The sequence below is a fragment of the Natronorubrum thiooxidans genome (assembly GCF_900156475.1).
GTDB lineage: Archaea > Halobacteriota > Halobacteria > Halobacteriales > Natrialbaceae > Natronorubrum > Natronorubrum thiooxidans.
On sequence record NZ_FTNR01000012.1, the window covers coordinates 16,677 to 36,473 of the forward strand.

Here is a 19,797-nt window from a genome sequence, read left to right on the forward strand (position 1 = left end):
CGAGTCATATACTGATCGCTGTTTCGCGTCGTCCTCAGGCAGCGCCGCGTCGCTGGCTGTCCGAGCCGCCACCGGAATCGACACTGGGTGCGCTGTCGGGACGAGTCAGCGCTCGTCGGTGTGCGATCCAGGCACGAACGGTACCGTCTCGCGTTTTCGCGACGAAGATCCCGATCGAGACGCCGAGCACTGTTCCAGGGACGGCGAATCCGGCGAGCGAGTCACTGTCGTCATCATCTGTACCGCCATCGTCACCGTCGCTCGTGTCCACCGCCACGCGCTCGAGCGTGTCGTCACCCTCGGGTGCAGCGCCATCGTTGATTTCATCGAGGTCGTCAACCGATGGTGCACGGACGATCGTCACCGTTTCGCCGTCGCGATCGATGGCGTACGCGCCGGGGTACTCGTCGTCGACCGTGTACGTATCCTGTCGATCCGCGACGGGCTCGGCGTCGTGGATCTCGAGCAGGTCGAGATAGCCCGTGACGAACTGCTGGGCGTCCTCGCTCGAGCGCCACTCGGTCTCCCAGACGTAGCCGGTGTCGGTCGCCGTGGGATCGTCGACAGTCGCGTCGACGTAGACGGCCAGTTCATCGCCGGTCCAGCCGTCGGTGTACGGCTGATCGTAGTCGTATCCCGAAAGACCGTCCGCGAGCATCGCCTCCGAATCGATCACCGACGGCTGGCTCCGGTCATGGATGTCAGCACCGAACATCGACACCATCGCGGCCTCACCGACCGTCTGTCTCGCCGGTTCGCCGTCGACCTCGAGAGGGACCCACGCGTCGCCCGAGCGGTCCTCGACCGTGACTTCGACCGGCTCGCGCTCCTCGTCGGAATGGATCACCGTCGACGAACTCGTCGGTGGGTCGTCGTAGGCCGCGTTCACTGCCGCCCAGCCGCCGTCCTCGCGAAGCGAGTCGATGTACGCCGACCCGTCGTTGTAGGGCTGGTAGAGGGTCATATAGAGCCCCCAGTTGAGTTGCGAGAACTGTTCGGAGTTCGGCTCCGACTCGCCGGGCTGGGCACACGCCCACTCGTCACTACAGCGAGTTTCGTACTCGGTCTCGACCCAGGCGGCATCACCCTCGATGAGCCCGTTCGTAGCGACATCTTGATCGATCGTCATCCGGTCGTAACTCGAGAGATCGAACTGCTGGTCTTGGAGCGCATGGACCAGTTCGTGGCCCAGAACGGTCTCGTCCAGTTCGGGCGTCTCCGTGGTGTCCGAGACGACGACGATCCGGTCAGTCTCCGGATCGTAGTAGCCGCCGACGGCGCCGCCGTACATCGACTCGAACTCGTCGCCGGCGTCAGTGTCGCGGTCGACCATGAACAGCGTCTCGTAGGTGACGTTTTGGATAAGCTGTTCGTCCTCGGTCGTCTCAAGGAAGATGTCTTTGTGCTCGGTCTGGTACTCCTCGCGGGAGATGACCTCGACCGGCACGTCGTCCTCGAACGTCATGTTGCGAATTTTCTCGACGCGTGCCATCGAGCGGTAGACGACTGGCTCGAGTTCGTCGTCATCGACGACGGCATCGTCACGGTCGTCGACGGGGAGCTCGTCGTCGTACCAGTAGCCGTTAACGTAGCCGACGGTGTCTTCGGTGGTCGGGTCGTCCGGTCGGTCGGGCGAGTCGTCCACGAACAGCCCCGGGACCACACCACCGGCCGCGGCCAGTGCCAGAACGAGTGTCGAAATCGCAACGAGCGCGACGAGCAGTCGCGTCCGCGTCAGTGTGGCCGTCATATGGGGTGGATAGGCTTTCATAAGAAGGCGAGCAGCAAAAGACCGCTGGTCGACCGGGACGAGCGCTAGCAGCTGAGACCGAGGGCAACAGCCACGAACGTTTTGCGGAACGCCGGCGTAGTGTTTTATACGCATGCACCTCGAGCCAGCACGCACGGCCGTCGTCGTCGTCGACATGCAAAACGGGTTCTGCCACCCCGACGGCTCGCTGTACGCACCGGGCAGCGAGGCGGTTATCGAACCGATCGCCGACCTCGTCTTTCGCGCCCACGAGGCCGGCACGACAGTGATTTTCACCCGAGACGTCCACCCGCCCGAGCAGTTCGACGACGCACACTACTACGACGAGTTCGAACAGTGGGGCGAACACGTCCTCGAGGGGTCGTGGGAGGCCGAAATCGTCGACGAACTCCCGGCCGACGAGGCCGATCTCGTCGTCGAAAAGCACACCTACGACGCGTTCTACAACACCGAACTCGAGGGGTGGTTGAACGCCCGCGGGATCGACGATCTGGTTCTCTGTGGCACGCTCGCGAACGTCTGTGTCCTCCACACCGGTGGCAGCGCGGGCATTCGTGATTTCCGGCCGCTCATGGTCGACGACTGTATCGGCGCGATCGAAGACGACCACCACGAGTACGCCTTAGAACACGCCGAGTGGCTGTTCGGCGAGGTCGTCACGAGCGACGACCTCGAGTTCGACGGTGCGTGATCGGCTCGAAGACCGTTCTTCGGGGCGCAGCCGTCGAGAGCGGAGCGACGAACGGACCGAAGTGAGAGTGTTTTCAATGGTCCCCGTCAAACAATATGGTATGACCACCCATCGGTCCGCACGGAGACTGGACCGCGAGCGAACGGAGCGATCGACTGGCGAGCCATCGACCAGCCACCCAGTAACGGAGCCAACAGCCGACAGCACTGCACTCGAGTGGTCGAAATGAGTTCTCGCCGACTGCGCTCGATGTACATCTTCGGCATCGGGCTGAACGCGGTCGCGTTGGTGTATGCAGCCATGGACGGCTCGCCGCTGTTTGCGGGGACGTTCGGCCTCGTCATGGTGTATCTGGGCGTGCGCTACTGGATGCTGACGAACGAGTAAAAGCGTGTCTCACTGCAGGTTGAGTCGTATACCACCGGGGCTCGAACACGAGTCCAATGCTCGAGTCGGTTCCAGCCCCCGTCGAAGCAGCGATCTACCTCTACTTCGTCGCCGTCGGTGCAATCGGCTGTTATCTCCACGGATGGCTCTGGCTCAGCCATCGACGCCAGAATCAAGGCCTTGAGTCCGCCCCATCGCACCCCCAAGCCGACGACGGGGCCCGCTCGGACAGATAAGTCGTCTTGAGGCGAGGTCTCCTTACTCCGGTCGGAAGATCCGGAACGCGCCCTGTCCGGTCGCGACTTCGCGTGTCTCGCCGTCTGGCGTGGTGCTCTCGACCATGATCTCGCTGACGCCGACGCTGCCGCCGACGCGGATCACGTTCGCCGTTGCCACGAGGTCGCCGACCGCAGGGCGGAGGTAGTTGACGTTCAGGTTGATCGTCGCGATTCGTGCATCGAAGGGGTTGTCCATGGCTGTCCGCAGTGCGAGTCCGCCCGCCGTATCGATCAACGTCGCGGCGATTCCGCCGTGAAGGTCCGCCCGTCCGTCACCAGACGGGGACGGGCGCTTGTTGCTCAGTTTCTCGTCGTAGGGCACCGACAGCGTCATCGTCCCCTTGCCGATGTGTTCGACGGTCGTCCCGATCCACGAGAGGAACTCCTGATTCTCCTCGATAAAGTACTGCAGCAGACTCTCGAGATCAGCGAACTCCTCGGGGGTGGGCTGCGTGTCGTCGGTCATGCCCTGTGGTCTGCTATCGACGCTCTTTACCGCTACGCTTCTGGGCTGTCACGTTGTCGATCGTTGTTGGCTCGCCGGCGTGATTCGCCGTGACCGTCGAGCAGCACCGAACGCTGTCCAAACTCAAATCGCGATTTCAGCCTCGAGAAGAAATTTACCGGAACCCGGTGAAGCAAGCGAACAGATGCCGACAGATCGACGGACCCTGCTCGCGTGTTCCGGCGCATTCCTCGCGGGACTGGCCGGTTGTGCGGGCACGGACGACCCGAACGCGACCGATGATCCGAATTCGAACGGCGAGACGCCGAGCCCCTTCGACGGCGAGGCACCCGACTTCCCGACACTCGAGTTCGTGACCGATCCCGACCTCGAGGCCGCCCTGCTGGCCGACCAGCTCCGCGGTAACGTCGCCTTCTCGCTCGAGCTCCTCGCGGAACTCCGCGCGGACGAGCCGGACGAGAACCTGTTTTTCTCGCCGTACAGCGTCTCGGTTGCGCTCGCGATGACCTACGCCGGCGCTCGAGGCGAGACAGCCGCGGAGATGGCCGACGCACTGCGCTACGTACTCGAGGGCGAGGACCTCCACGCGGCCTTCGGCGCGCTCGAGACCGAATTCGAGCAGCGAAACGAGGACGGCGCGACAGTCGAGCAACCGGCGTGGGCAGTCGACGAGTCCGACGGCGATGACGAAGACGCCCTCGGCTTCGAACTCTCGAGTGCGAACGCCGTCTGGACGGACGAGGGTCTCCCGCTCGAGGCGGGGTTCCGCGAGGTGCTCGAGGCCTACTACGGCGCTGGCGAGCGACTGGTCGATTTTACGGGCAGTCCCGAGCAAGCACGCCAGGAGATCAACGCGTGGGTCGAATCGCAGACGAACGATCGGATCGAGGAGTTGCTCCCGGAGGGATCGATCGACGCCTCGACTCGGCTCGTCCTCACGAACGCGGTCTACTTCCTCGCCGCCTGGGAGCACGACTTCGATCCCGCGGAGACCGAGCCCGGCACGTTCACGAGCCTCGACGGCAGCGAGACCGAGGTCAACCTGATGCACCAGACCGCCGAGTTGCAGTATGCCGAGGTCGATGGCCACCAGCTCGTCGAACTCCCGTACGCCAACGGCGACACGAGCATGATCGTCATCCTCCCCGCCGAGGGCGAGTTCGAGACGTTCGAGGAGGCGTTTACGGTGGATCGACTGGCGACCATGCTCGAGGAGACGTCCCAGCCGCAGGTCGACCTTACACTCCCAACGTTCGGGATCGAGTCGAAGTTCAGCCTCGTCGACGTGATGCAGGAACTCGGCATGGAGCGGGCGTTTGGCGCTGGGGCGGACTTCAGCGGCATGGTCGAGGACGACGTGGGACTGTTCGTTGACGACATCGTCCACCAGAGTTTCGTCTCAGTCGACGAGGAAGGAACCGAAGCGGCAGCCGCGACGGCAGTCGAAATGGTCGAATCTGCCCCGTCGGAGCGCGTCGAGATGATCGTCGACCGCCGCTTCATGTTCTACATCCGCGATCGGCCGACCGAGACGCCGCTGTTCTGGGGTCGGGTCGTCGACGGCGCGACGCTTCAGAACGACTGACGAGCGGCGGTGATCGCCGCGCTTCATACGGTCTGCTGTAAGTCATTCCCGGTGCGACCGCGAGCAGTCCTGCGGTCGCGCCAGTAAATCGTTACAACAAACCGCATCAGCGGCCGTCGCTCGAGCGAACCCGAACCCGCACGCGCTCGCCCACCTCGAGCGTTCGATCCGGACAGATAAGTTTCGCGCCGAAGTCGGCGTCTCGAGCGCAGAACAGCGACAGGCCGGTGATCGACTCGCCGTTTGCCGTGACGACCACGTCGTCCCACGTGATCGTGCGCCCATCGGCGACGCCGAGTCGGTCGCCGTTGAGCGAGACGATCCCGTCCTGACTGGCACCGTGGACGCCGCCGCCGTCGTAGTGTGGAAGCCCGCCGTCGAGAACGCCCCCGCCGTCGGCACGAACGCCGACAAACGTCTCGCCGGGCGTGGGGTGTGTCGGCGCATCGAGCACGGCGTAGGTCTCGCCGGTCGCGACCACCGTTCCGGTGCCGTCCCACGCGAGGGGGCAAACGTCGACACCAACCTCGAGCGGGAGCGATCCAGTCGCTCGGTGGAGGTTCTGGTCGGGTCGGCGGACGCCGACGTGAAGGTGGTTGTCAACCCACGGGGCGAAAAAGCCAGCCCGAACGAGTTCGCCAAGCGACTCGCCCCGCTCGACGTGCTGGCCCGCCTCGACGGACGGGTCGACGTGAAGAATCCGGACGACGAGTCCCTCGAGGTCGGCGGGGCCGTCACACTCGAGCAGGATCAAGTAATCATGTTCGGGCGCGTAGGGTTTCGACGGCGCGCGAACGGCTCTGGTCTCGAGGACGGTTCCGGAGACGGGACTCGGTGCGGCGGTCGTCCGGCCGTCCCGGAGCGTGCCGGGATAGAGGTCGATCGCACACCCCTCGTCGTGGGCGGGGTACGGCGAGTTGTACAGTGAGAAGCGTTCGTACTGCGCAAGCGTCGCCTCGGGGAGCGTCACGGCCATCGTGTGTCTGGTTCGTCTGGGCAGCGGGAGCGTTTAGGTCCATCGGGTACAATCGGAGACTGATGCGCGTGATCCGCGGCCGTGCGGCGACGATCGAGGCCGACCGTGATGTGAGCCGCGAACTCCTCTCAGACGCTGCCGACGGCGAGCCGGCAGTGCGTGTCTGGACGCCACACCGCCAGATCGCGTTCGGCCGCCGGGACCGACGACTCGAGGGATACGACGCTGCCCTCGAGTTCGCCCGTGAGCGCGGCTTTCCACCCATCGAACGCGACGTCGGCGGGCGGGCAGTGGCTTACGACGGCGAGACGACGCTCGCGTTCATCCGCGCCGAACCGGCTGGGGACTTCCGTCGCGGGACAACCGCCCGGTACGAGCGAGCCACGGAGACCGTCGAACGGGCGCTCCGCTCGCTCGAGGGCGGACTCGAGGTCGTTGCTGGGGAGCCGGACGACTCCTTCTGTCCGGGAACCCACTCGCTGTCGGTCGTCGATGCGGCCGGCCGACGACGAAAGCTCGTCGGCCTCGCTCAGCGGGTCAGACAGGACGCTGCCGTCGTCGCCGGGATCGTCCTCGTCGACCACCGTGACGCGCTCGCGGCCGTCCTCGAGGACGTCTACAACGCGCTCGGGGTGTCGTTCGATCCCGAGTCAGTCGGCACCGTCGCGGCCGGCGGTGGCCCCGCCGATGCGGCCGTCGTTCGCGCGGCGCTCGAGGACGCCCTCGCCGGCGACGAGGCGACCGACGTGACGATCGACTCCGTCGGCGAAGACGGCGAGTAACGAGGAGGTAACGTTTTTCCGCTCGAGGGCTTCGGTCTCGAGTATGTACGCTCGAGTGCGACCGCTCGCGGAGGGTGGTCGATGACCGACGGTCGGCCCGACGGGGCAGGGACACGCTGGACGGAACTCCTCGAAGACGCGAGAGCTATCGCCGAGGAGTACCGAGAGAACGGCTGGGACGCGATCGTACTGGAGCCGACCGCGATCGCGCCGGTCGAACACGCGGACCGAACCGGACTCGATGTGGCGGTCTCGAGCGAGGCCTACGACCTCGTCGAAACCCTTGTCGAGGACGGCGACGTCACCATCACCGCTGCCGACGTCTACTATCGCCCGCCGGAACGCGACGACCACGAGCGAATCGCCCTCGTTGTCGAGCGCGACGACGAGCGGGAAACGGCGATTTTCGTCCCGCTGACCTACGACCTCGAGGACTCGCGTGCTGTCTTCGAGACGGCCCTCGCCGAGGAGGAGTTGCTGGTTCACGTCACGCCAGCGGCGACCGATGCCGAGGCCGACCGGTGGGTCAGCTTCTCGCACGAAGACCCCTCGCTGTTCCTCGAGGAGGCGGACGTTCGAGGCTGGGGCGAGCAGTAGTGCGCCGTTAGTCGTGGTGGCCTCTCAATGCGGGGTCACTCACGAAGCCAGCGGAGCAGGTCGGTGAGGAACGTGGGTTGTTGCGATGGCCGATCGCACGGTTCGGAGTCGAACGTCCCGTTGAGCGCCATCGAGTGATCGTCGTAGTAGGCATAGAGGTTCTTCGGGGCTTCGTATCGACCACCGTAGTGTCCGACGGGGCCGGTCGTGTCGATGATATTGTCCGTGCGATCGTCTGTGAATTTGAAGTTATCGCGTTCGTAGATGGGGTCGCCGTCGAGCCAGTATCGTACGACACCGTCTTCGTTGCCGTCGCCGTTGGTCATCGTGTTCACGCGCACATAGTACTCGAAGTCGTACCACACACCCGGTTCGATCTCTGGTGCTGCGAGCGCGTACGGTTCGCCGTCGATGATGTAGTCGTGGTCGCCAACGCCGCTTCCATTGTTCACGTGGTAGGTGTTCGAGAGGAGGTAGAACGGCCCCTCCGGATCGGTATCTCGACTGGTCACGTACATTCGATTGCTCCAGCCGTTGGTCCCGTCGGGAACGCCACCACCGGCGCTCCCGTCGCCCAGCGCGATCGCACAGTTCCAGAGCCGGCAGTTCGACGGCTGTCGCCCCTCCATCGACCAGTTGGAGTTGAGCGCAAAACTGACGCGTCCGTTGAGTTCCACCAGTCCGTCCTCGAACTGATAGTGCGTGCTTGCACCCCAGTGGTCGTCTTCACGAATCCGCATCTGGAGAGCCGTCGCTCCGGAGTTGGTCGGACTCGAGACGAAAGTCAGGTTGTCGGGGTCGCCGTTCGACAGCCAGTAGATGTCCGCCCAGCTGTCGTAGTCGTCGTACTCGAGGTGAATCTCCTCGTCCGGCCGGTTACACGCCGCGCTCGCACTGTCGACTGCCGTGCCTGTAACGCCGAGCAGACTGCTGGTACCTAAGAATCCGCCCAGACGAAGCGTTCGTCGTCTGGTGACGCTGGCGGACGCCGTCGGTTCGCTCGCGTCGGTTCGGTCGCAATCGCCTGATCCGTGCCCATCACGGGAGTTGGTAGTCGTATCCATCCGAACTGGAGTAGCAACGCACCAGTAATAGTATCCGAGTCGTTACCTGAAAATAACGTCGCTATCATCGATGGCTACGGACAGTTGTCGGTACTGGGAGAGTGTACGTCGCGTGACTGTCATCGCAGCTCATAACTGCGGACACGAGTCGCCGTACTGGACTCGAATCGGTCGCCTGAAATGGCAGTCTACCGTTGCAAGCGGACCGTTTGGTTGTGTGCAACGGACTGACGGTCCCGGAACAGTTACTCCTCCTCTTGGGCTCGCAGTTCCTCGCTCGCCTCGCGAACCTCTCGCATCACGCTCGAGATCCGCTCTTCGGCCTCGAGTTCCTCCTCGACCGAGAGGTCGACGCCTTCGACCTCGAGGAGGAACTTGGCGACCTCGGTCGACTCGTACATCACGTCGTCGAGTTCCTCGGCGGTGAAGAAATCACACATCGCGCCGTAGAGGAAGGTCGCACCCGCCTTGCGGACCTTCTCCTCGAAGGAGGCACGGGCCTGGTTGACCGCCTGTGGCGTGTAGGTATCGGTCATGAAGGGCACGAGTTCGGGCAGGTTCTCGCCGATCTTGGTCATCTCGACGCCGGTTTCGGTCCGGAAATCCGAACAGAGGCGGGCAATGGCCCACTCGCGGGCGGTGACGTAGGTTCGATCACGCAGGAACTCGTTGACGCGATCGTACTGTGCGCCGTCCATCTTTTTGAACCGGGCGTACTTCTGGACGTCCTCGGGCGGTTCGTCGTCCGCCGGCTCAGGGTCCGGAACGCCCGGCATCGTGCCGTCGTCAGTTCCCGCAGCGTCGGTACTCGTCTCTGATTCGGCATCGGCTGTGGCGTTCGACTCAGCGTCGAATCGGGCAGCGTCCAGTCCGTCCTCGTCCATGGCTGCGTGTTCGACCGTCGAACGTAAGGCTGTGAAGGTTTTCGGCTGGCTGGCAGAGTGTCGATCATCGGCCTCGAGTGGATCTCGAACGGTAATTCAAACGAGGTAGCGAGGCGGATTCCCCGCCCCACCGTGGGCGGGGTTGAATTGTAAACCGTTTGTGTGTGTCTGTGAGTTCTACCGGATTTAAGTTCATAAGGGACATTCGGTAGTATATGTCACAGACGCCAGTCGTAGTCAAGGCAGTCCGGACCCCGCAGGGAAAAGAAGACGGTGTGTATGCGGATCTCCGCAGTGAAGATCTCTCGATCCCGCTGATCGACGAAATCCTGGCGGAAACGGGGCTCTCAGGTGACGACATTGACGACCTGATGTGGGGCTGTGCCCAGCAACGCAGCGAGCAGGGCAACAACGTAGCCCGCGTCATCGCCTTGCTCTCCGAACTTGGTGAGAGCGTCCCCGCGACGACGATCAACCGCTGGTGTGCCTCCTCGATGCAGTCGGTGATCTCCGCATCCGACGCCATCGCGGCCGGCAACCGGGACGCCATCATCGCCGGCGGCGTCGAGAACATGAGCCGCGTTTCGATGGGTGAGAACATGGGCAGTGTCCACCCACGGATGGCCGAACTCTACAACATCGGCGAGCTCCAGATGGGGATGACCGCCGAGAAAGTCGCCGACGAGTACGGCGTCAGTCGCGACGACCAAGACGAATACGCCGCCCAGAGCCAGCAACGTGCCACTGAGGCCACCGAAGAAGGTCGGTTCGACGACGAGATCGTCCCGATCGAAACCGAGGATGGCACCGTCTCCGAAGACGAAGGCATCCGCCCGGGGACGACCGCCGAGAAACTCGGCGAACTCCCGACCGTCTTCAAATCCGACGGCACCGTCACGCCCGGCAACGCCTCCCAGATCTCTGACGGCGCGTCGGCGCTGCTCATCACGAGCGAGGCCTTTGCCGAAGAACACGACCTCGAGATCCTGGCCGAGGTCGGCATGAACAACGTCGCCGGCGTCGACCCGACCGTCATGGGGATCGGGCCGGTGCCCGCAACCGAGGGCCTGCTCGAGCGCAATGGCCGTGAGATCGACGACTACGACCTGGTCGAACTCAACGAGGCCTTCGCGAGTCAGGCGGTCTACTCGCGCGATCAGCTCGGGATCGACCCCGAGATTTTCAACGTCAACGGCGGCGCAATCGCCCTCGGGCACCCACTCGGTGCGTCGGGTGCTCGCCTCCCGGTCACGCTGATCCACGAACTCCAGAAACGCGGCGGCGGCCGCGGCCTGGCGACGCTGTGTGTTGGCTTTGGCCAGGGGGCGGCGATCGAGTTCGACGTCAACTGAGACGGACTCCTGTCAGTCAGTGCCGGCGCGACTACGGGACGGCTCGCGGTTGCGCCGGGGCATCGAGATCGTAGACCGGCTGAGACTGTCGTCTTTCCTTCCGACAGCATAGCTGCAGACACCACTGTCTTCGAACGGACGGCTGTCTAGAAGAGATGAGAATAACGACTCGAGCGAGACGGTGGCCTAGGAGCGGCGCTCGCCGACGATATCGCGGACGCGGCCGGGGATATCGAGCAGGGAGATCCCGAATCCGAACAGCACCATCAGCACGTAGACGCCGAGTGTCGACGTCCAGACGACAAGCAGCGCAAGGATCGCCCAGCCACCCGAGAGGAAATAAAACGCCGCGATTGACATCGCCGTCCCATACAACAAGACGAGATAGGGCCCCCAGTCGCGGGCGTGGCCGTGGCGGACCCGGCGACGGACGTAGCGTTTGAGTTCGCTCTGGAGCGACTCTTTCCTGACAGTCCGGCGCTCGACGGCATCTTCGAACGACTCGACGCGGTCGCGCAGCCGCTCGATCTCCTCGCGGAGTGCTTCGGGATCGTCGGATCGGTCCCGGGTTCGGGCACTCATGCGGGCACTCGAACCCGTTTCCGCACCCGTCCCTGCGTGGTCCTCCGTCGCCCCCTCGTCGTCACCCGTGGCGTCGTCGGTCATCGCTTCTGTTGGAACCTGTCGAGCGCCGGGACTTTGTAGCTGCCGATCCATATCACGGGTGGCAAGGACTGCGTTGAGGACCGCCCCGAAGACGAGGATGATCGCGCCGATGTAGAGCCAGATGAGCACCAGAAAGACCGCCCCCAGTGCGCCATAGACGGCATACTCGGTCGCAAACGCCGTATACAGCGAGAACGTACGACTCAGCACGAACCAGCCGATCGCGGCCACGACCGTCCCGGGAAGCGCCTCACGGACGTCGATACCCGAGTCCGGAAAGATGACATACAGTGGCAGGAACGTCACAATCAGTCCGGCTACGATGAAGATCGGCCCGAGAACACTGGCACCGACGAACGGCACGAATCTGATCACGAGCTCGAGGACGCCGACAAGCGTCAGCCCGAGCCCGATCGCGACGAAGACGATCGTCGCATCCCAGACCGTATCGAACAGCGATTTCGATCCTGCAGTCCCGTACACCTGTGAAAACGCCCGATCGAGCCCGCGAAGCACCCGGCTTGCTGCCCACAACAGGCCGAGTGCCCCGAACACGGTTGCGCTCTGTCGCCCGGTGTCGTCTAAGACCGTCTCGGCGAGCAGTTCCTGAGCCGACGGCGTGAGGACGCCGCTGGCTGCAGTCGTCAGCCGCGCTGCAAGCATCTCCCCGCCGATCGAGGCGGTGATGCCCAGCCCGAGGAGGGCCAACGGGACAAGCGAGATGAACCCATAGAAGGCGACGCCGGCCGCCAACAGCGTCAGCTGTTCGTTGCGCGCGAGGCGGGCGACGTCACGCGTGACCTCCAGACCCTGTCTGTAGTCGATCACGTCCGTCTATATCGGCGGCCAGGGCAATATGCGGTCGTGTCGGAATCGTGATCTGAGAGTGCGAAGAGACGTGAGAGGTGAGGAGGAGCGTTAGACGAGGTTGGCTTCAGTCGCCGCGCGAATCTCGTCGACGCTGGCGTCGGTCTTGAACGTCGTCCCGCCGTAGTGGGCTCTCGACGCGTCGAAGCCGGCGGCCTGCAGATCAGCGAGGAACTCATCCATCGCGTTGGCCGGCAGCCCCCAGGTGCGACAGAGTTTGTGCTGGTCGTAGTGAGTCGGCTCGTCGAGTTCGGCCACGAGCGCATCACAGAGCTCTCGAGCCTCCGGTGCGGTCTCGAACGTGTAGGGAATCTCATTGCGGACTGCAGCGACGAACTCCGGATCCTGAATCGGCCCGAGCCAGACCGGGCCGGCGGTGAGCAGTCGGTTGCCGCCGCAGTGGGGACACGTCTCGAGCGGATCGGCGATCATCCCGACGTCCGTCTCACGGTAGAGACAGTCCTCGCAGTGGTAAATGTAGCCCAGTTCGTCGATCGCCGCGTCCGCAGCGGTGGGCTTGTGCTCGAGTTCGAGATAGGTGCGGACGTAGTGGCTGGTCGCGTGAGTGAAGATCGGTTCGATGCCGACGTCGAAGCGGGCCCCGCTGCGGGCGAGCGCGGAGATGAGGATCCGGATACCCATCTCGGTGTGGTAGTCGGTGTTCTGCGGAACGGCGGAGTACGATCGGACACCGCTGTTAAAGTGGGCCCCACACATCGGTGCGGTGTCAGTCGCGGTAACACAGAGCAGATCTCGGCAGTTCGAAAACGCTGCATCGGCGAACGGCATCGGCGTCCCGTAGGGATCGAGATCGATCACGTCGTACACCTCGTCGTGCATGAGCGCATTGGCGTTCCGGTGTTTGACGGCTGCCTCGAGGTCGTTTCGCTCGAGGTTCGCCCGCGCGAGGTCGACGGCTTCCTCGGTGACGTCACAGCAGGTCACGTCCCAGCCGTCGGCGGCCGCCCGGACGCCACGGATCCCGCTTGCCGTCATCGCGTCGAGATAGGTTTCGGCACGCTCCTCGCGCTCGCGATAGGCTCGCAGCGTCGCGATCGTTAGATCCCGGTTCAACTCCTGTCTCGGGTTGTAAAACACCGACTCCTCGATGCCCTCCGTCTGTTCGCCGGGGACCTCGAGTTCGATCTCCCCCTCGGTGACACGCATACCACCTCTCGTCGGTAGCGGGCGAAAAACGGTGTGGTCTCGAGCGGAATCGTTCGCACAACCAAACCGATTTTACAGTCCGGGACACAGTTCCGGTCGTGCCGAAGGCCAACCCAGTCGAGCGATGGCAGGCAGACCTCGAGGAGACGGGCGAACTCACGCCCGAGATCGTCGAGCAGATCACGCGCATCCACGGCGACCGCGGAGCGCGCGCGATCGAGGCTGTCAGCGAGAACCGGGTCAAGGCCTACCGTGATTTTACGATCGTCGTCGGCTACGACGACGAGTACATCATCGAAGACGGCGGCTGTACCTGCAAGGACAGCGAGTACAATCTCGATCCCGACGATCCAACCGATCGCTGCTGGCACGCCCTCGCCGTCGCGATCGCCCGCCGAGTCGGTCACGTCGACTACCACGATATGTGGTACTCGGACGTGCGCGAGCTATTGTAATCGAACAGTGCCGTGTTTTCGCGCTCAGACGGTGAGCGATGGTGTGTCCCCCTCGCGAACGCGCCGAATAACGTCTTTGACGGTATCCGCGTCGGCCGGATACGTGCCGTAGACGACGGCATCCGCGTGGGCCTCGAGTTGCTGTGTCAGTCCCACGAGTCGGTCAGGATCGACGCCGTCCGCCGAGAGCTGGATGGTAAGCTCCGGCTCGAGGCCCTCGAGTTCGTGAGCGAAGCCACGCGCCAGCGACTCCACCCAGTAGGTCGTTCCATAGCCAACACCACACAGCGGGACGACGAAACCGTCGACGAAGGGAGCGAGCGAACCGGGATCGACGCCGGCGCGTTCGCGGAGGTTTCCGGGGTAGGGATCGGGGTAGAGCGTCGCGAGGAGGTCACCCTCGACGCGCTCCGCCGCGGCGGCGACGAAATCAGCGATGACCGCGGTTCGCCACGTATCGCGGTCCTCGTGGTCGCTCGCGGCGAACTCCCGATCACAGCGCTCGCAGTGACAGAACGACGCGCCGGGGAATCCAGGTGTCGTAAGCCGCACGTCGCCCACCGCGCCGACTCGCTCGAGTCGCTCGAGCAACTTGTCGCGGTAGTCGGGATCGGTCGGGCAGACGGTGCCCCAGTCGTGTCCCTCCGCATCGGGCGTCGCACGCGTTCCGTCGGCCGTCACGGCGGCGCGCGCTGGTTCATCACGGACCGTCGCCGTATCGCCCCAGCAGGCGACGGAGTTGACCGCGCCCGGAAGCGGTTCGCGGCGCGTTCCGTCGACGGAGTCGGCGAAAAAGTGCGTGACGGTTCCGATCTCGGCTCGAGCGAGGTCCCGATCTGCTGTGAGCATGCCGTACATAGCCAGACGATCGACGACTGGCATCATAAATGGTGACATCAAAACGGGACGTCCTCGAGAGAGCGCGACTGGGTACTGATCCGTTAGTCAGACTCGTTACAGGCCGCGATGATAACCTCCGGATCGTCGATCAGCCGGTTTTCCATGTAGTTGCCTTTTCCCTTGCCGGCCCACTTGCGTTCCTGTTCGATAATCGAGAGGAACTCGAGTTCCGAGAGGATGTCCCGCACCCGCCGGAGCTTGAGGTGGTCCGACTGGTCGCGATCACAGAGCCGCTTGTAGAGGTCGTACGCCTCGTTGGTTTTGACCGGGACGTCGTCACCCTCCTTTTGCTGGGTGAGCAGCGCCATCGCCTCGAGGACGAGTTTCGCGTGGCTTGGGCTCTTCGAGATGAGTTCGGCGAGGCGGCTGGTCTCCTCGCGTTCGTGGGCTTGATCGACACAGTCCTCCGTGACCGACTCGAGGTCGTTCTCCTCGGCGATCTCGCCAGCAAACCGCAGGATGTCGATCGCCTTTCGGGCGTCACCGTGTTCGCGCGCCGCGAGTGCCGCTACGCGCGGGACGACACCGTCCTCGAGGACGCCCTCGTGGAACGCATCCGAACGCGAGCGCAGTATCTCGCGAATCTGGTTTGCGTCGTACGGCGAGAAGACGTACTCGCGTTCACAGAGACTCGATTTGATCCGCTCGTCCAGCGAGTCTTTGTACCGGACCTTGTTCGAGATACCGATGACGCCGACCGTGCTCTCGGTGAGCTTTCCGGATTCGACCGCGCGCGAGAGTTGCATTAGGATATCGTCGTCTTCGATTTTGTCGACCTCGTCCAAGATGATCAGGGCGACGTCGTAGCGGTCGTCGACGATGCGCCACAGTCGACGGTAGTACTCGGACGTGCTCAGTCCCGAGTGGGGGATCGAGATCCCCGTTTCCTCCTGCTCGTTGAGCTGGTGGCCGGTCGACTGGACGGCCTGTGTTTCCGTCGACTCCTGCAGGCAGTCGACGTAGGCGACCCCGATCGAGACGTCGTTGTTCTTCGCGCGCTCGATCGCCTGATTCGTGATGAACTTCGAGCACAGCGACTTTCCGGTTCCCGTCTTCCCGTAGACGAGCACGTTGTTCGGCGTGTTGCCTCGAGTCGCCGGCTTGATCGCGTTCGCGAGGTTCGTGAGCTCGTCTTCGCGACCGATGATCCGGTCGCCATCGGGGAGGTGTGAGACTTGCAGGAGCTCTTTGTTCTGGAAAATTTCGTTTTCGCTCCCGAAGTAGTCCGTGGCGTCCGACATTCAGTTGTCGTGGATATTATTCGGAGGTCTCTTAAGCGTTCGGAACCTGACTGCCGCTGTATTAGTGACGATTCTGGGGTGTGAGTACCTGAGACGCACAAATAACACCCCTCAGTGCCGCTGTATAGCCGAGAAGAGACCCCGAGTTTCCGCTGTATAGCCGACGTGGGACCCTGGATTTCCGCTGTATTGGACACACACCCCGGAGTGCCGCTGTATCGTGAGTTCAACAACCACTGGAGAGAAGCGAGATTTCCAGGGCCACTCGAGGGCTGATACCGTATTTCCGCTGTATGGATTGAAAAGGATTTCTATAGGAATCGAGCCCGTCGTTTGACACCCCTCGGTGCCGCTGTATATGGACACACACACCCCGGAGTGCCGCTGTAACAGATTGGAGGTGTGTGTCGATCCGAAACGACGGTTGGAGGGGGCTCATGTGAGGGTTGATTCCGTATTCAAAACGCGTTATCCGAACTCAAAACACGCTATATGTGCTCAAACTAGGCGATACGAACTCCAATAAGCGGATATACGGATAGATACCCAAATCGGTGCCACCAGCACCACGAGACGAATCCAGCGGCAAATACAACAGACCGAATCGACTCGAGCGCTGAGTCAACGTTCACTACCGAGTGAACGAATGTACGTTCAATACTCTCAATGGACTTTGACACAGCACCTATATTTAAATATATTGTATTAGTGCTACAAAGTGCTGCGTTCACACTCTTCGAATAGTCAAATTACTGTCTGTTACCGACCGCTCCTACCCACACTCAACCCGACCAATTGCTGGGACTCGAGTGATGGCCACCCCTTCGAATCTATACAGCGGCACTCCGGGGTGTGTCTCTCCCGTTCGTCCGATTCTATCGGTCGGCCACGCAACGCCCCACGACTACTGATAGGGATTCTCGTCGCCAACCGGGTGTCGCTACCCAGCTGTGCAGGTTCCGTGGCTCGATTTCCGTGCCGCACATCTTTGAATATCTACGAGAATCCCTATGACTATCAGACGGGGATATTGGGACCTCGAACGAGGACATCGGAACCTCGAACGAAAATAAACGATCGGGTACACCCCGCAAACGAATCAAAAACTGCAATCGAAATAGACCGAGGAACTGCTCGTTCTCGAGTGACTTCCTCCCCGCCCTACTCGCTCCGCTCGCGTTGAGGACGCTTGAGGACAGCTGAGGACGCTTAACGACAACTGAGGACCTTGAGGAGACTCTGCGCTACGTCGCTGAAGACGGCTATCGAGACAGCCTACTCTGTGGCACAAATCTCGACGAAATTCCGCAGGATCTGCAGTCCCGTCTCACCACTTTTTTCGGGGTGGAACTGCGTCCCGAAGACAGTGCCATCGTCGTTGGCGACGATCGAAGGGAACTCGAGTTCGTAGTCGGTTGTTGCGACCGTTGCGTCCTCGTCATCGGGAACGGCGTAGTAGGAGTGGACGAAGTATGCGTACTGTCCGTCGACGCCCTCGACCAGCGGGTGGTCGCGTTCGACGTTGAGTTCGTTCCAGCCCATGTGCGGCACTTTCTGGCCTTCGGCGAACCGAACGTTGGTGCCGGGAATCAGATCGAGCCCCTGGACGGCCGAGTCGCCGTCGGTTTCCCCTTCCTCGCTCGTCGTCAGCAGCATTTGCATCCCGAGACAGATCCCGAACAGTGGGGTGCCGCCGGCTGCGACCTCGAGGAGGTCCGCTCGAAGCGGATCGGCGTTCTCGACACCCTCGCGAAACGCGCCGACACCTGGGAGGACGACGCCGTCGGCGTCGGCGAAGGCGTCCGGATCGTCGGTGATCTCGACGTCAGCACCCGCACGCTCTAAGCCACGGGTAACACTGCGCAGGTTCCCCAATCCGTAGTCCACGACGACGACCGACGCGACCGACTGCTCCTGTGAAGACGAAGCGGTGCTCATACCCGTACTCGTGGTGGCGTGTTGAAGTCAATTACCCTTCGAGCAATTCGCAGCGACGTGGAGGGAATCACAGCGGGGAGAACCAGATCGCGTTGGGAAAACCAGCACAACGTCGGGAGAACGACGAAACGCGACTCCCTACTTGCGGAAATCTCTTCAGGCGCGGACGAGCTCGAGCACGCGCTCGTAGTACTCGCCGAACGCCTCGTCGGTGCGCGACCGGGGCCGTGGCAGGTCAATCTCGACCACGTCGCGGATCCGGCCCGGATCTTTCGCCATCACGACGACGCGGTCGGCGAGTTTCACGGCTTCTTCGATGTCGTGGGTGACAAACAGGACGGTCTTGCCCGTCTGCTCCCAGATCTCGAGCAGTTCGGTCTGGAGCATCTCTTTCGTCTGTGCGTCGACAGCACCGAAGGGCTCGTCCATCAGGAGGAGGGCTGGGTCGACTGCCAGCGCCCGTGCGAGGCCAACGCGCTGTTTCATGCCACCGGAGAGGTCCTTCGGATAGCTCTCCTCGAACCCGTCTAAACCGACGAGATCGACGAGGTGTTGGACACGCCGCTCGCGCTCGTCCGCCGGCATAGCTGCTTGCTCGAGGCCGAATGCGATGTTTCCATGGACGGTCCGCCACGGGAACAGATGGTACTCCTGAAACACGATGCCCATGTCGGCGTTGGGCTCCGTGACGGGAGTCCCGTTGAGCGAGACGGTTCCCGACGTCGGCGACTCGAGGCCGGCGACGACGCGAAACAGCGTCGTCTTCCCGGAGCCAGAGGGACCGACGAGACAGACGAACTCCCCGGGTTCGACCTCGAACGAGACGTCCTCGAGGGCCTGTACTGGGCCCTGTGAACCGGTATACTGCTTCCCAACATTGTCGACGCGGACACGGGAGGCGTCGGGGTCGTCTATCGCCATGCCAGCACCCTCCGTTGGGCCGCGCGGAACGCGGTATCGACGATGAGGAACATGATGCTCAGGACGAGGATGTACGTGATCACGACGTCGACCTGTAGGTTGTTCGACGCGCGCAGAATCTCGCGCCCGATTCCGGGAACGCCGAAGATTTCCGCGGCGACGACGAGCATCCACGAGCGGCCGATTCCGGTCCGAATGCCGGTCATGATCTCCGGCGACGCCGCCGGCACGACGACCGACCGGATCTGTTGGAGGTCTCCCTGAACCCCGAGGCTGCGAGCGACGTCAAGCAACTCCTCGGAGACGCCTTCGACACCGCCATAGGTCGCATAGAAATTGATCCAGAACGCGCCGACGGCGATGATGAACGCCGCGCCAGCGTGGTTGATGCCGAACCAGGCAATTGCGAAGCCGATCAGCGCAAGCGGCGGCACTGGCCGGAGCACGCGAACGACCGGTGACGAGATATCGTCGACGAGCGGACTCCACGCCAGCGCAATGCCGACGGCGATGCCGAGGCCCGTCCCGATGACGGCTCCCGGGAGCCAGTGGCGAACGCTCTGTCCGAGCGCGGTAGTCATCTCGCCGCTTGCGGCCTCCGCGGCGAACGTCTCGGCGACGACGACCGGTGAGGGAAGAATATACGCCGGTTGGAACAGCGAAACGACCCACCAGAGCCCAACGAAGGCAGCGATACCTCCGATACCGAACAGGAGACGACGAAGGTCGATATCCGTGAGTGGAAAGCCGACTCCCTGTTCGCCGCTCTCCGAGCGCTCGACCTCTTGTCTCACGTCAGTTGCCATCTC

At 63.0% G+C, this 19,797-nt stretch carries 21 protein-coding genes; 9 read left to right on the forward strand and 12 right to left on the reverse strand.

Translation table 11 applies throughout. The features are described from left to right. Positions 1 to 34: 34 nt before the first annotated feature. The gene (locus BW940_RS15090; RefSeq protein WP_216819669.1) at positions 35 to 1,750 is read right to left on the reverse strand and encodes an Hvo_1808 family surface protein; all 1,716 of its coding nucleotides are present in this window, start codon (positions 1,748 to 1,750) and stop codon (positions 35 to 37) included. A gap of 133 nt (positions 1,751 to 1,883) precedes the next feature. Here BW940_RS15090 and BW940_RS15095 point away from each other — a divergent pair, with 133 nt between their 5' ends. The 4 genes from BW940_RS15095 to BW940_RS15100 all read left to right on the forward strand — a co-directional run bounded on the left by BW940_RS15095 (position 1,884) and on the right by BW940_RS15100 (position 3,085). Then, a complete protein-coding gene (locus BW940_RS15095) occupies positions 1,884 to 2,462 on the forward strand; it encodes a cysteine hydrolase family protein (RefSeq protein ID WP_076610052.1) in 579 nt (192 codons plus the stop codon). A 100-nt stretch (positions 2,463 to 2,562) separates the two neighbouring features. Next, positions 2,563 to 2,691, forward strand: a complete 129-nt coding sequence (locus BW940_RS22380; RefSeq protein WP_268875549.1) for a hypothetical protein — start codon at positions 2,563 to 2,565, stop codon at positions 2,689 to 2,691. Next, the gene (locus BW940_RS21855) at positions 2,688 to 2,849 is read left to right on the forward strand and encodes a hypothetical protein (RefSeq protein ID WP_173834899.1); all 162 of its coding nucleotides are present in this window, start codon (positions 2,688 to 2,690) and stop codon (positions 2,847 to 2,849) included. The genes BW940_RS22380 and BW940_RS21855 overlap by 4 nt, the downstream gene beginning before the upstream one ends. Positions 2,850 to 2,905: 56 nt before the next feature. Continuing rightward, the gene (locus tag BW940_RS15100) at positions 2,906 to 3,085 is read left to right on the forward strand and encodes a hypothetical protein (RefSeq protein ID WP_076610053.1); all 180 of its coding nucleotides are present in this window, start codon (positions 2,906 to 2,908) and stop codon (positions 3,083 to 3,085) included. A 22-nt stretch (positions 3,086 to 3,107) separates the two neighbouring features. Here the strand turns inward: BW940_RS15100 and BW940_RS15105 are convergent, their stop codons facing one another. Next, positions 3,108 to 3,593: a PaaI family thioesterase gene (locus tag BW940_RS15105; protein WP_076610054.1), complete on the reverse strand. Its 486-nt coding sequence runs from the start codon at positions 3,591 to 3,593 to the stop codon at positions 3,108 to 3,110. 184 nt (positions 3,594 to 3,777) lie between these two features. Between BW940_RS15105 and BW940_RS15110 the strand changes: the two genes are divergently transcribed. Continuing rightward, positions 3,778 to 5,178 carry a serpin family protein gene (locus tag BW940_RS15110; protein WP_076610055.1) on the forward strand — a complete coding sequence of 467 codons (1,401 nt, stop codon included), beginning with the start codon at positions 3,778 to 3,780 and terminating at the stop codon, positions 5,176 to 5,178. A gap of 106 nt (positions 5,179 to 5,284) precedes the next feature. On the opposite strand, the gene BW940_RS15115 is transcribed toward BW940_RS15110, so the two are convergent. After that, on the reverse strand, positions 5,285 to 6,154 hold the full coding sequence (locus tag BW940_RS15115; RefSeq protein ID WP_076610056.1) for a hypothetical protein: 870 nt from the start codon (positions 6,152 to 6,154) through the stop codon (positions 5,285 to 5,287). 62 nt (positions 6,155 to 6,216) lie between these two features. On the opposite strand from BW940_RS15115, the gene BW940_RS15120 reads away from it, so the two are divergent. Together BW940_RS15120 and BW940_RS15125 are read left to right on the forward strand one after the other, a co-directional pair. Beyond that, positions 6,217 to 6,936, forward strand: coding sequence for a lipoyl protein ligase domain-containing protein (locus BW940_RS15120; RefSeq protein WP_076610057.1), 720 nt, complete (start codon positions 6,217 to 6,219; stop codon positions 6,934 to 6,936). An 81-nt stretch (positions 6,937 to 7,017) separates the two neighbouring features. Next, positions 7,018 to 7,533: a DUF7529 family protein gene (locus tag BW940_RS15125; protein ID WP_076610058.1), complete on the forward strand. Its 516-nt coding sequence runs from the start codon at positions 7,018 to 7,020 to the stop codon at positions 7,531 to 7,533. Between the two features lie 35 nt (positions 7,534 to 7,568). Here BW940_RS15125 and BW940_RS15130 read toward each other — a convergent pair whose 3' ends face one another. After that, the gene (locus tag BW940_RS15130; protein ID WP_076610059.1) at positions 7,569 to 8,597 is read right to left on the reverse strand and encodes a hypothetical protein; all 1,029 of its coding nucleotides are present in this window, start codon (positions 8,595 to 8,597) and stop codon (positions 7,569 to 7,571) included. Positions 8,598 to 8,842: 245 nt separating this feature from the next. Then, positions 8,843 to 9,481 (reverse strand): DUF5806 family protein, encoded by a 639-nt coding sequence (locus BW940_RS15135; protein ID WP_076610060.1) that lies wholly within the window; start codon positions 9,479 to 9,481, stop codon positions 8,843 to 8,845. 215 nt (positions 9,482 to 9,696) lie between these two features. Here BW940_RS15135 and BW940_RS15140 point away from each other — a divergent pair, with 215 nt between their 5' ends. Beyond that, entirely contained in the window at positions 9,697 to 10,833 is a 1,137-nt protein-coding gene (locus BW940_RS15140; RefSeq protein ID WP_076610061.1) for a thiolase family protein, read from the forward strand. Positions 10,834 to 11,019: 186 nt separating this feature from the next. Here the strand turns inward: BW940_RS15140 and BW940_RS15145 are convergent, their stop codons facing one another. Continuing rightward, positions 11,020 to 12,327 carry a YihY/virulence factor BrkB family protein gene (locus tag BW940_RS15145; RefSeq protein WP_076610062.1) on the reverse strand — a complete coding sequence of 436 codons (1,308 nt, stop codon included), beginning with the start codon at positions 12,325 to 12,327 and terminating at the stop codon, positions 11,020 to 11,022. 90 nt (positions 12,328 to 12,417) lie between these two features. Next, the gene (locus tag BW940_RS15150; RefSeq protein ID WP_076610063.1) at positions 12,418 to 13,533 is read right to left on the reverse strand and encodes a tRNA (guanine(26)-N(2))-dimethyltransferase; all 1,116 of its coding nucleotides are present in this window, start codon (positions 13,531 to 13,533) and stop codon (positions 12,418 to 12,420) included. Between the two features lie 98 nt (positions 13,534 to 13,631). Between BW940_RS15150 and BW940_RS15155 the strand changes: the two genes are divergently transcribed. Beyond that, entirely contained in the window at positions 13,632 to 13,988 is a 357-nt protein-coding gene (locus BW940_RS15155) for a hypothetical protein (protein ID WP_076610064.1), read from the forward strand. Between the two features lie 24 nt (positions 13,989 to 14,012). Here BW940_RS15155 and BW940_RS15160 read toward each other — a convergent pair whose 3' ends face one another. The 5 genes from BW940_RS15160 to BW940_RS15180 form a co-directional block, all read right to left on the reverse strand. Next, positions 14,013 to 14,846 carry a hypothetical protein gene (locus BW940_RS15160; protein ID WP_076610166.1) on the reverse strand — a complete coding sequence of 278 codons (834 nt, stop codon included), beginning with the start codon at positions 14,844 to 14,846 and terminating at the stop codon, positions 14,013 to 14,015. A gap of 83 nt (positions 14,847 to 14,929) precedes the next feature. Continuing rightward, positions 14,930 to 16,129, reverse strand: coding sequence for a Cdc6/Cdc18 family protein (locus tag BW940_RS15165; RefSeq protein ID WP_076610065.1), 1,200 nt, complete (start codon positions 16,127 to 16,129; stop codon positions 14,930 to 14,932). A 1,275-nt stretch (positions 16,130 to 17,404) separates the two neighbouring features. After that, a complete protein-coding gene (hisH, locus tag BW940_RS15170) occupies positions 17,405 to 18,067 on the reverse strand; it encodes an imidazole glycerol phosphate synthase subunit HisH (protein ID WP_076610066.1) in 663 nt (220 codons plus the stop codon). Positions 18,068 to 18,223: 156 nt separating this feature from the next. Continuing rightward, positions 18,224 to 18,988 (reverse strand): ABC transporter ATP-binding protein, encoded by a 765-nt coding sequence (locus tag BW940_RS15175; RefSeq protein ID WP_076610067.1) that lies wholly within the window; start codon positions 18,986 to 18,988, stop codon positions 18,224 to 18,226. Beyond that, on the reverse strand, positions 18,979 to 19,794 hold the full coding sequence (locus tag BW940_RS15180; RefSeq protein ID WP_076610068.1) for an ABC transporter permease: 816 nt from the start codon (positions 19,792 to 19,794) through the stop codon (positions 18,979 to 18,981). Before BW940_RS15180 ends, BW940_RS15175 begins: the two co-directional genes overlap by 10 nt. Positions 19,795 to 19,797 lie beyond the last annotated feature (3 nt).

Coding starts and splice junctions, on each gene's coding strand:
- BW940_RS15105 (WP_076610054.1), bottom strand. CDS start 3,593: ATGACCGACGACACGCAGCCCACCCCCGAGGAGTTCGCTGATCTCGAG.
- hisH (WP_076610066.1), bottom strand. CDS start 18,067: ATGAGCACCGCTTCGTCTTCACAGGAGCAGTCGGTCGCGTCGGTCGTC.
- BW940_RS15180 (WP_076610068.1), bottom strand. CDS start 19,794: ATGGCAACTGACGTGAGACAAGAGGTCGAGCGCTCGGAGAGCGGCGAA.
- BW940_RS15150 (WP_076610063.1), bottom strand. CDS start 13,533: ATGCGTGTCACCGAGGGGGAGATCGAACTCGAGGTCCCCGGCGAACAG.
- BW940_RS22380 (WP_268875549.1), top strand. CDS start 2,563: ATGACCACCCATCGGTCCGCACGGAGACTGGACCGCGAGCGAACGGAG.
- BW940_RS15175 (WP_076610067.1), bottom strand. CDS start 18,988: ATGGCGATAGACGACCCCGACGCCTCCCGTGTCCGCGTCGACAATGTT.
- BW940_RS15165 (WP_076610065.1), bottom strand. CDS start 16,129: ATGTCGGACGCCACGGACTACTTCGGGAGCGAAAACGAAATTTTCCAG.
- BW940_RS21855 (WP_173834899.1), top strand. CDS start 2,688: ATGAGTTCTCGCCGACTGCGCTCGATGTACATCTTCGGCATCGGGCTG.
- BW940_RS15110 (WP_076610055.1), top strand. CDS start 3,778: ATGCCGACAGATCGACGGACCCTGCTCGCGTGTTCCGGCGCATTCCTC.
- BW940_RS15135 (WP_076610060.1), bottom strand. CDS start 9,481: ATGGACGAGGACGGACTGGACGCTGCCCGATTCGACGCTGAGTCGAAC.
- BW940_RS15125 (WP_076610058.1), top strand. CDS start 7,018: ATGACCGACGGTCGGCCCGACGGGGCAGGGACACGCTGGACGGAACTC.
- BW940_RS15090 (WP_216819669.1), bottom strand. CDS start 1,750: ATGACGGCCACACTGACGCGGACGCGACTGCTCGTCGCGCTCGTTGCG.
- BW940_RS15100 (WP_076610053.1), top strand. CDS start 2,906: ATGCTCGAGTCGGTTCCAGCCCCCGTCGAAGCAGCGATCTACCTCTAC.
- BW940_RS15130 (WP_076610059.1), bottom strand. CDS start 8,597: ATGGATACGACTACCAACTCCCGTGATGGGCACGGATCAGGCGATTGC.
- BW940_RS15160 (WP_076610166.1), bottom strand. CDS start 14,846: ATGTACGGCATGCTCACAGCAGATCGGGACCTCGCTCGAGCCGAGATC.
- BW940_RS15115 (WP_076610056.1), bottom strand. CDS start 6,154: ATGGCCGTGACGCTCCCCGAGGCGACGCTTGCGCAGTACGAACGCTTC.
- BW940_RS15140 (WP_076610061.1), top strand. CDS start 9,697: ATGTCACAGACGCCAGTCGTAGTCAAGGCAGTCCGGACCCCGCAGGGA.
- BW940_RS15095 (WP_076610052.1), top strand. CDS start 1,884: ATGCACCTCGAGCCAGCACGCACGGCCGTCGTCGTCGTCGACATGCAA.
- BW940_RS15120 (WP_076610057.1), top strand. CDS start 6,217: ATGCGCGTGATCCGCGGCCGTGCGGCGACGATCGAGGCCGACCGTGAT.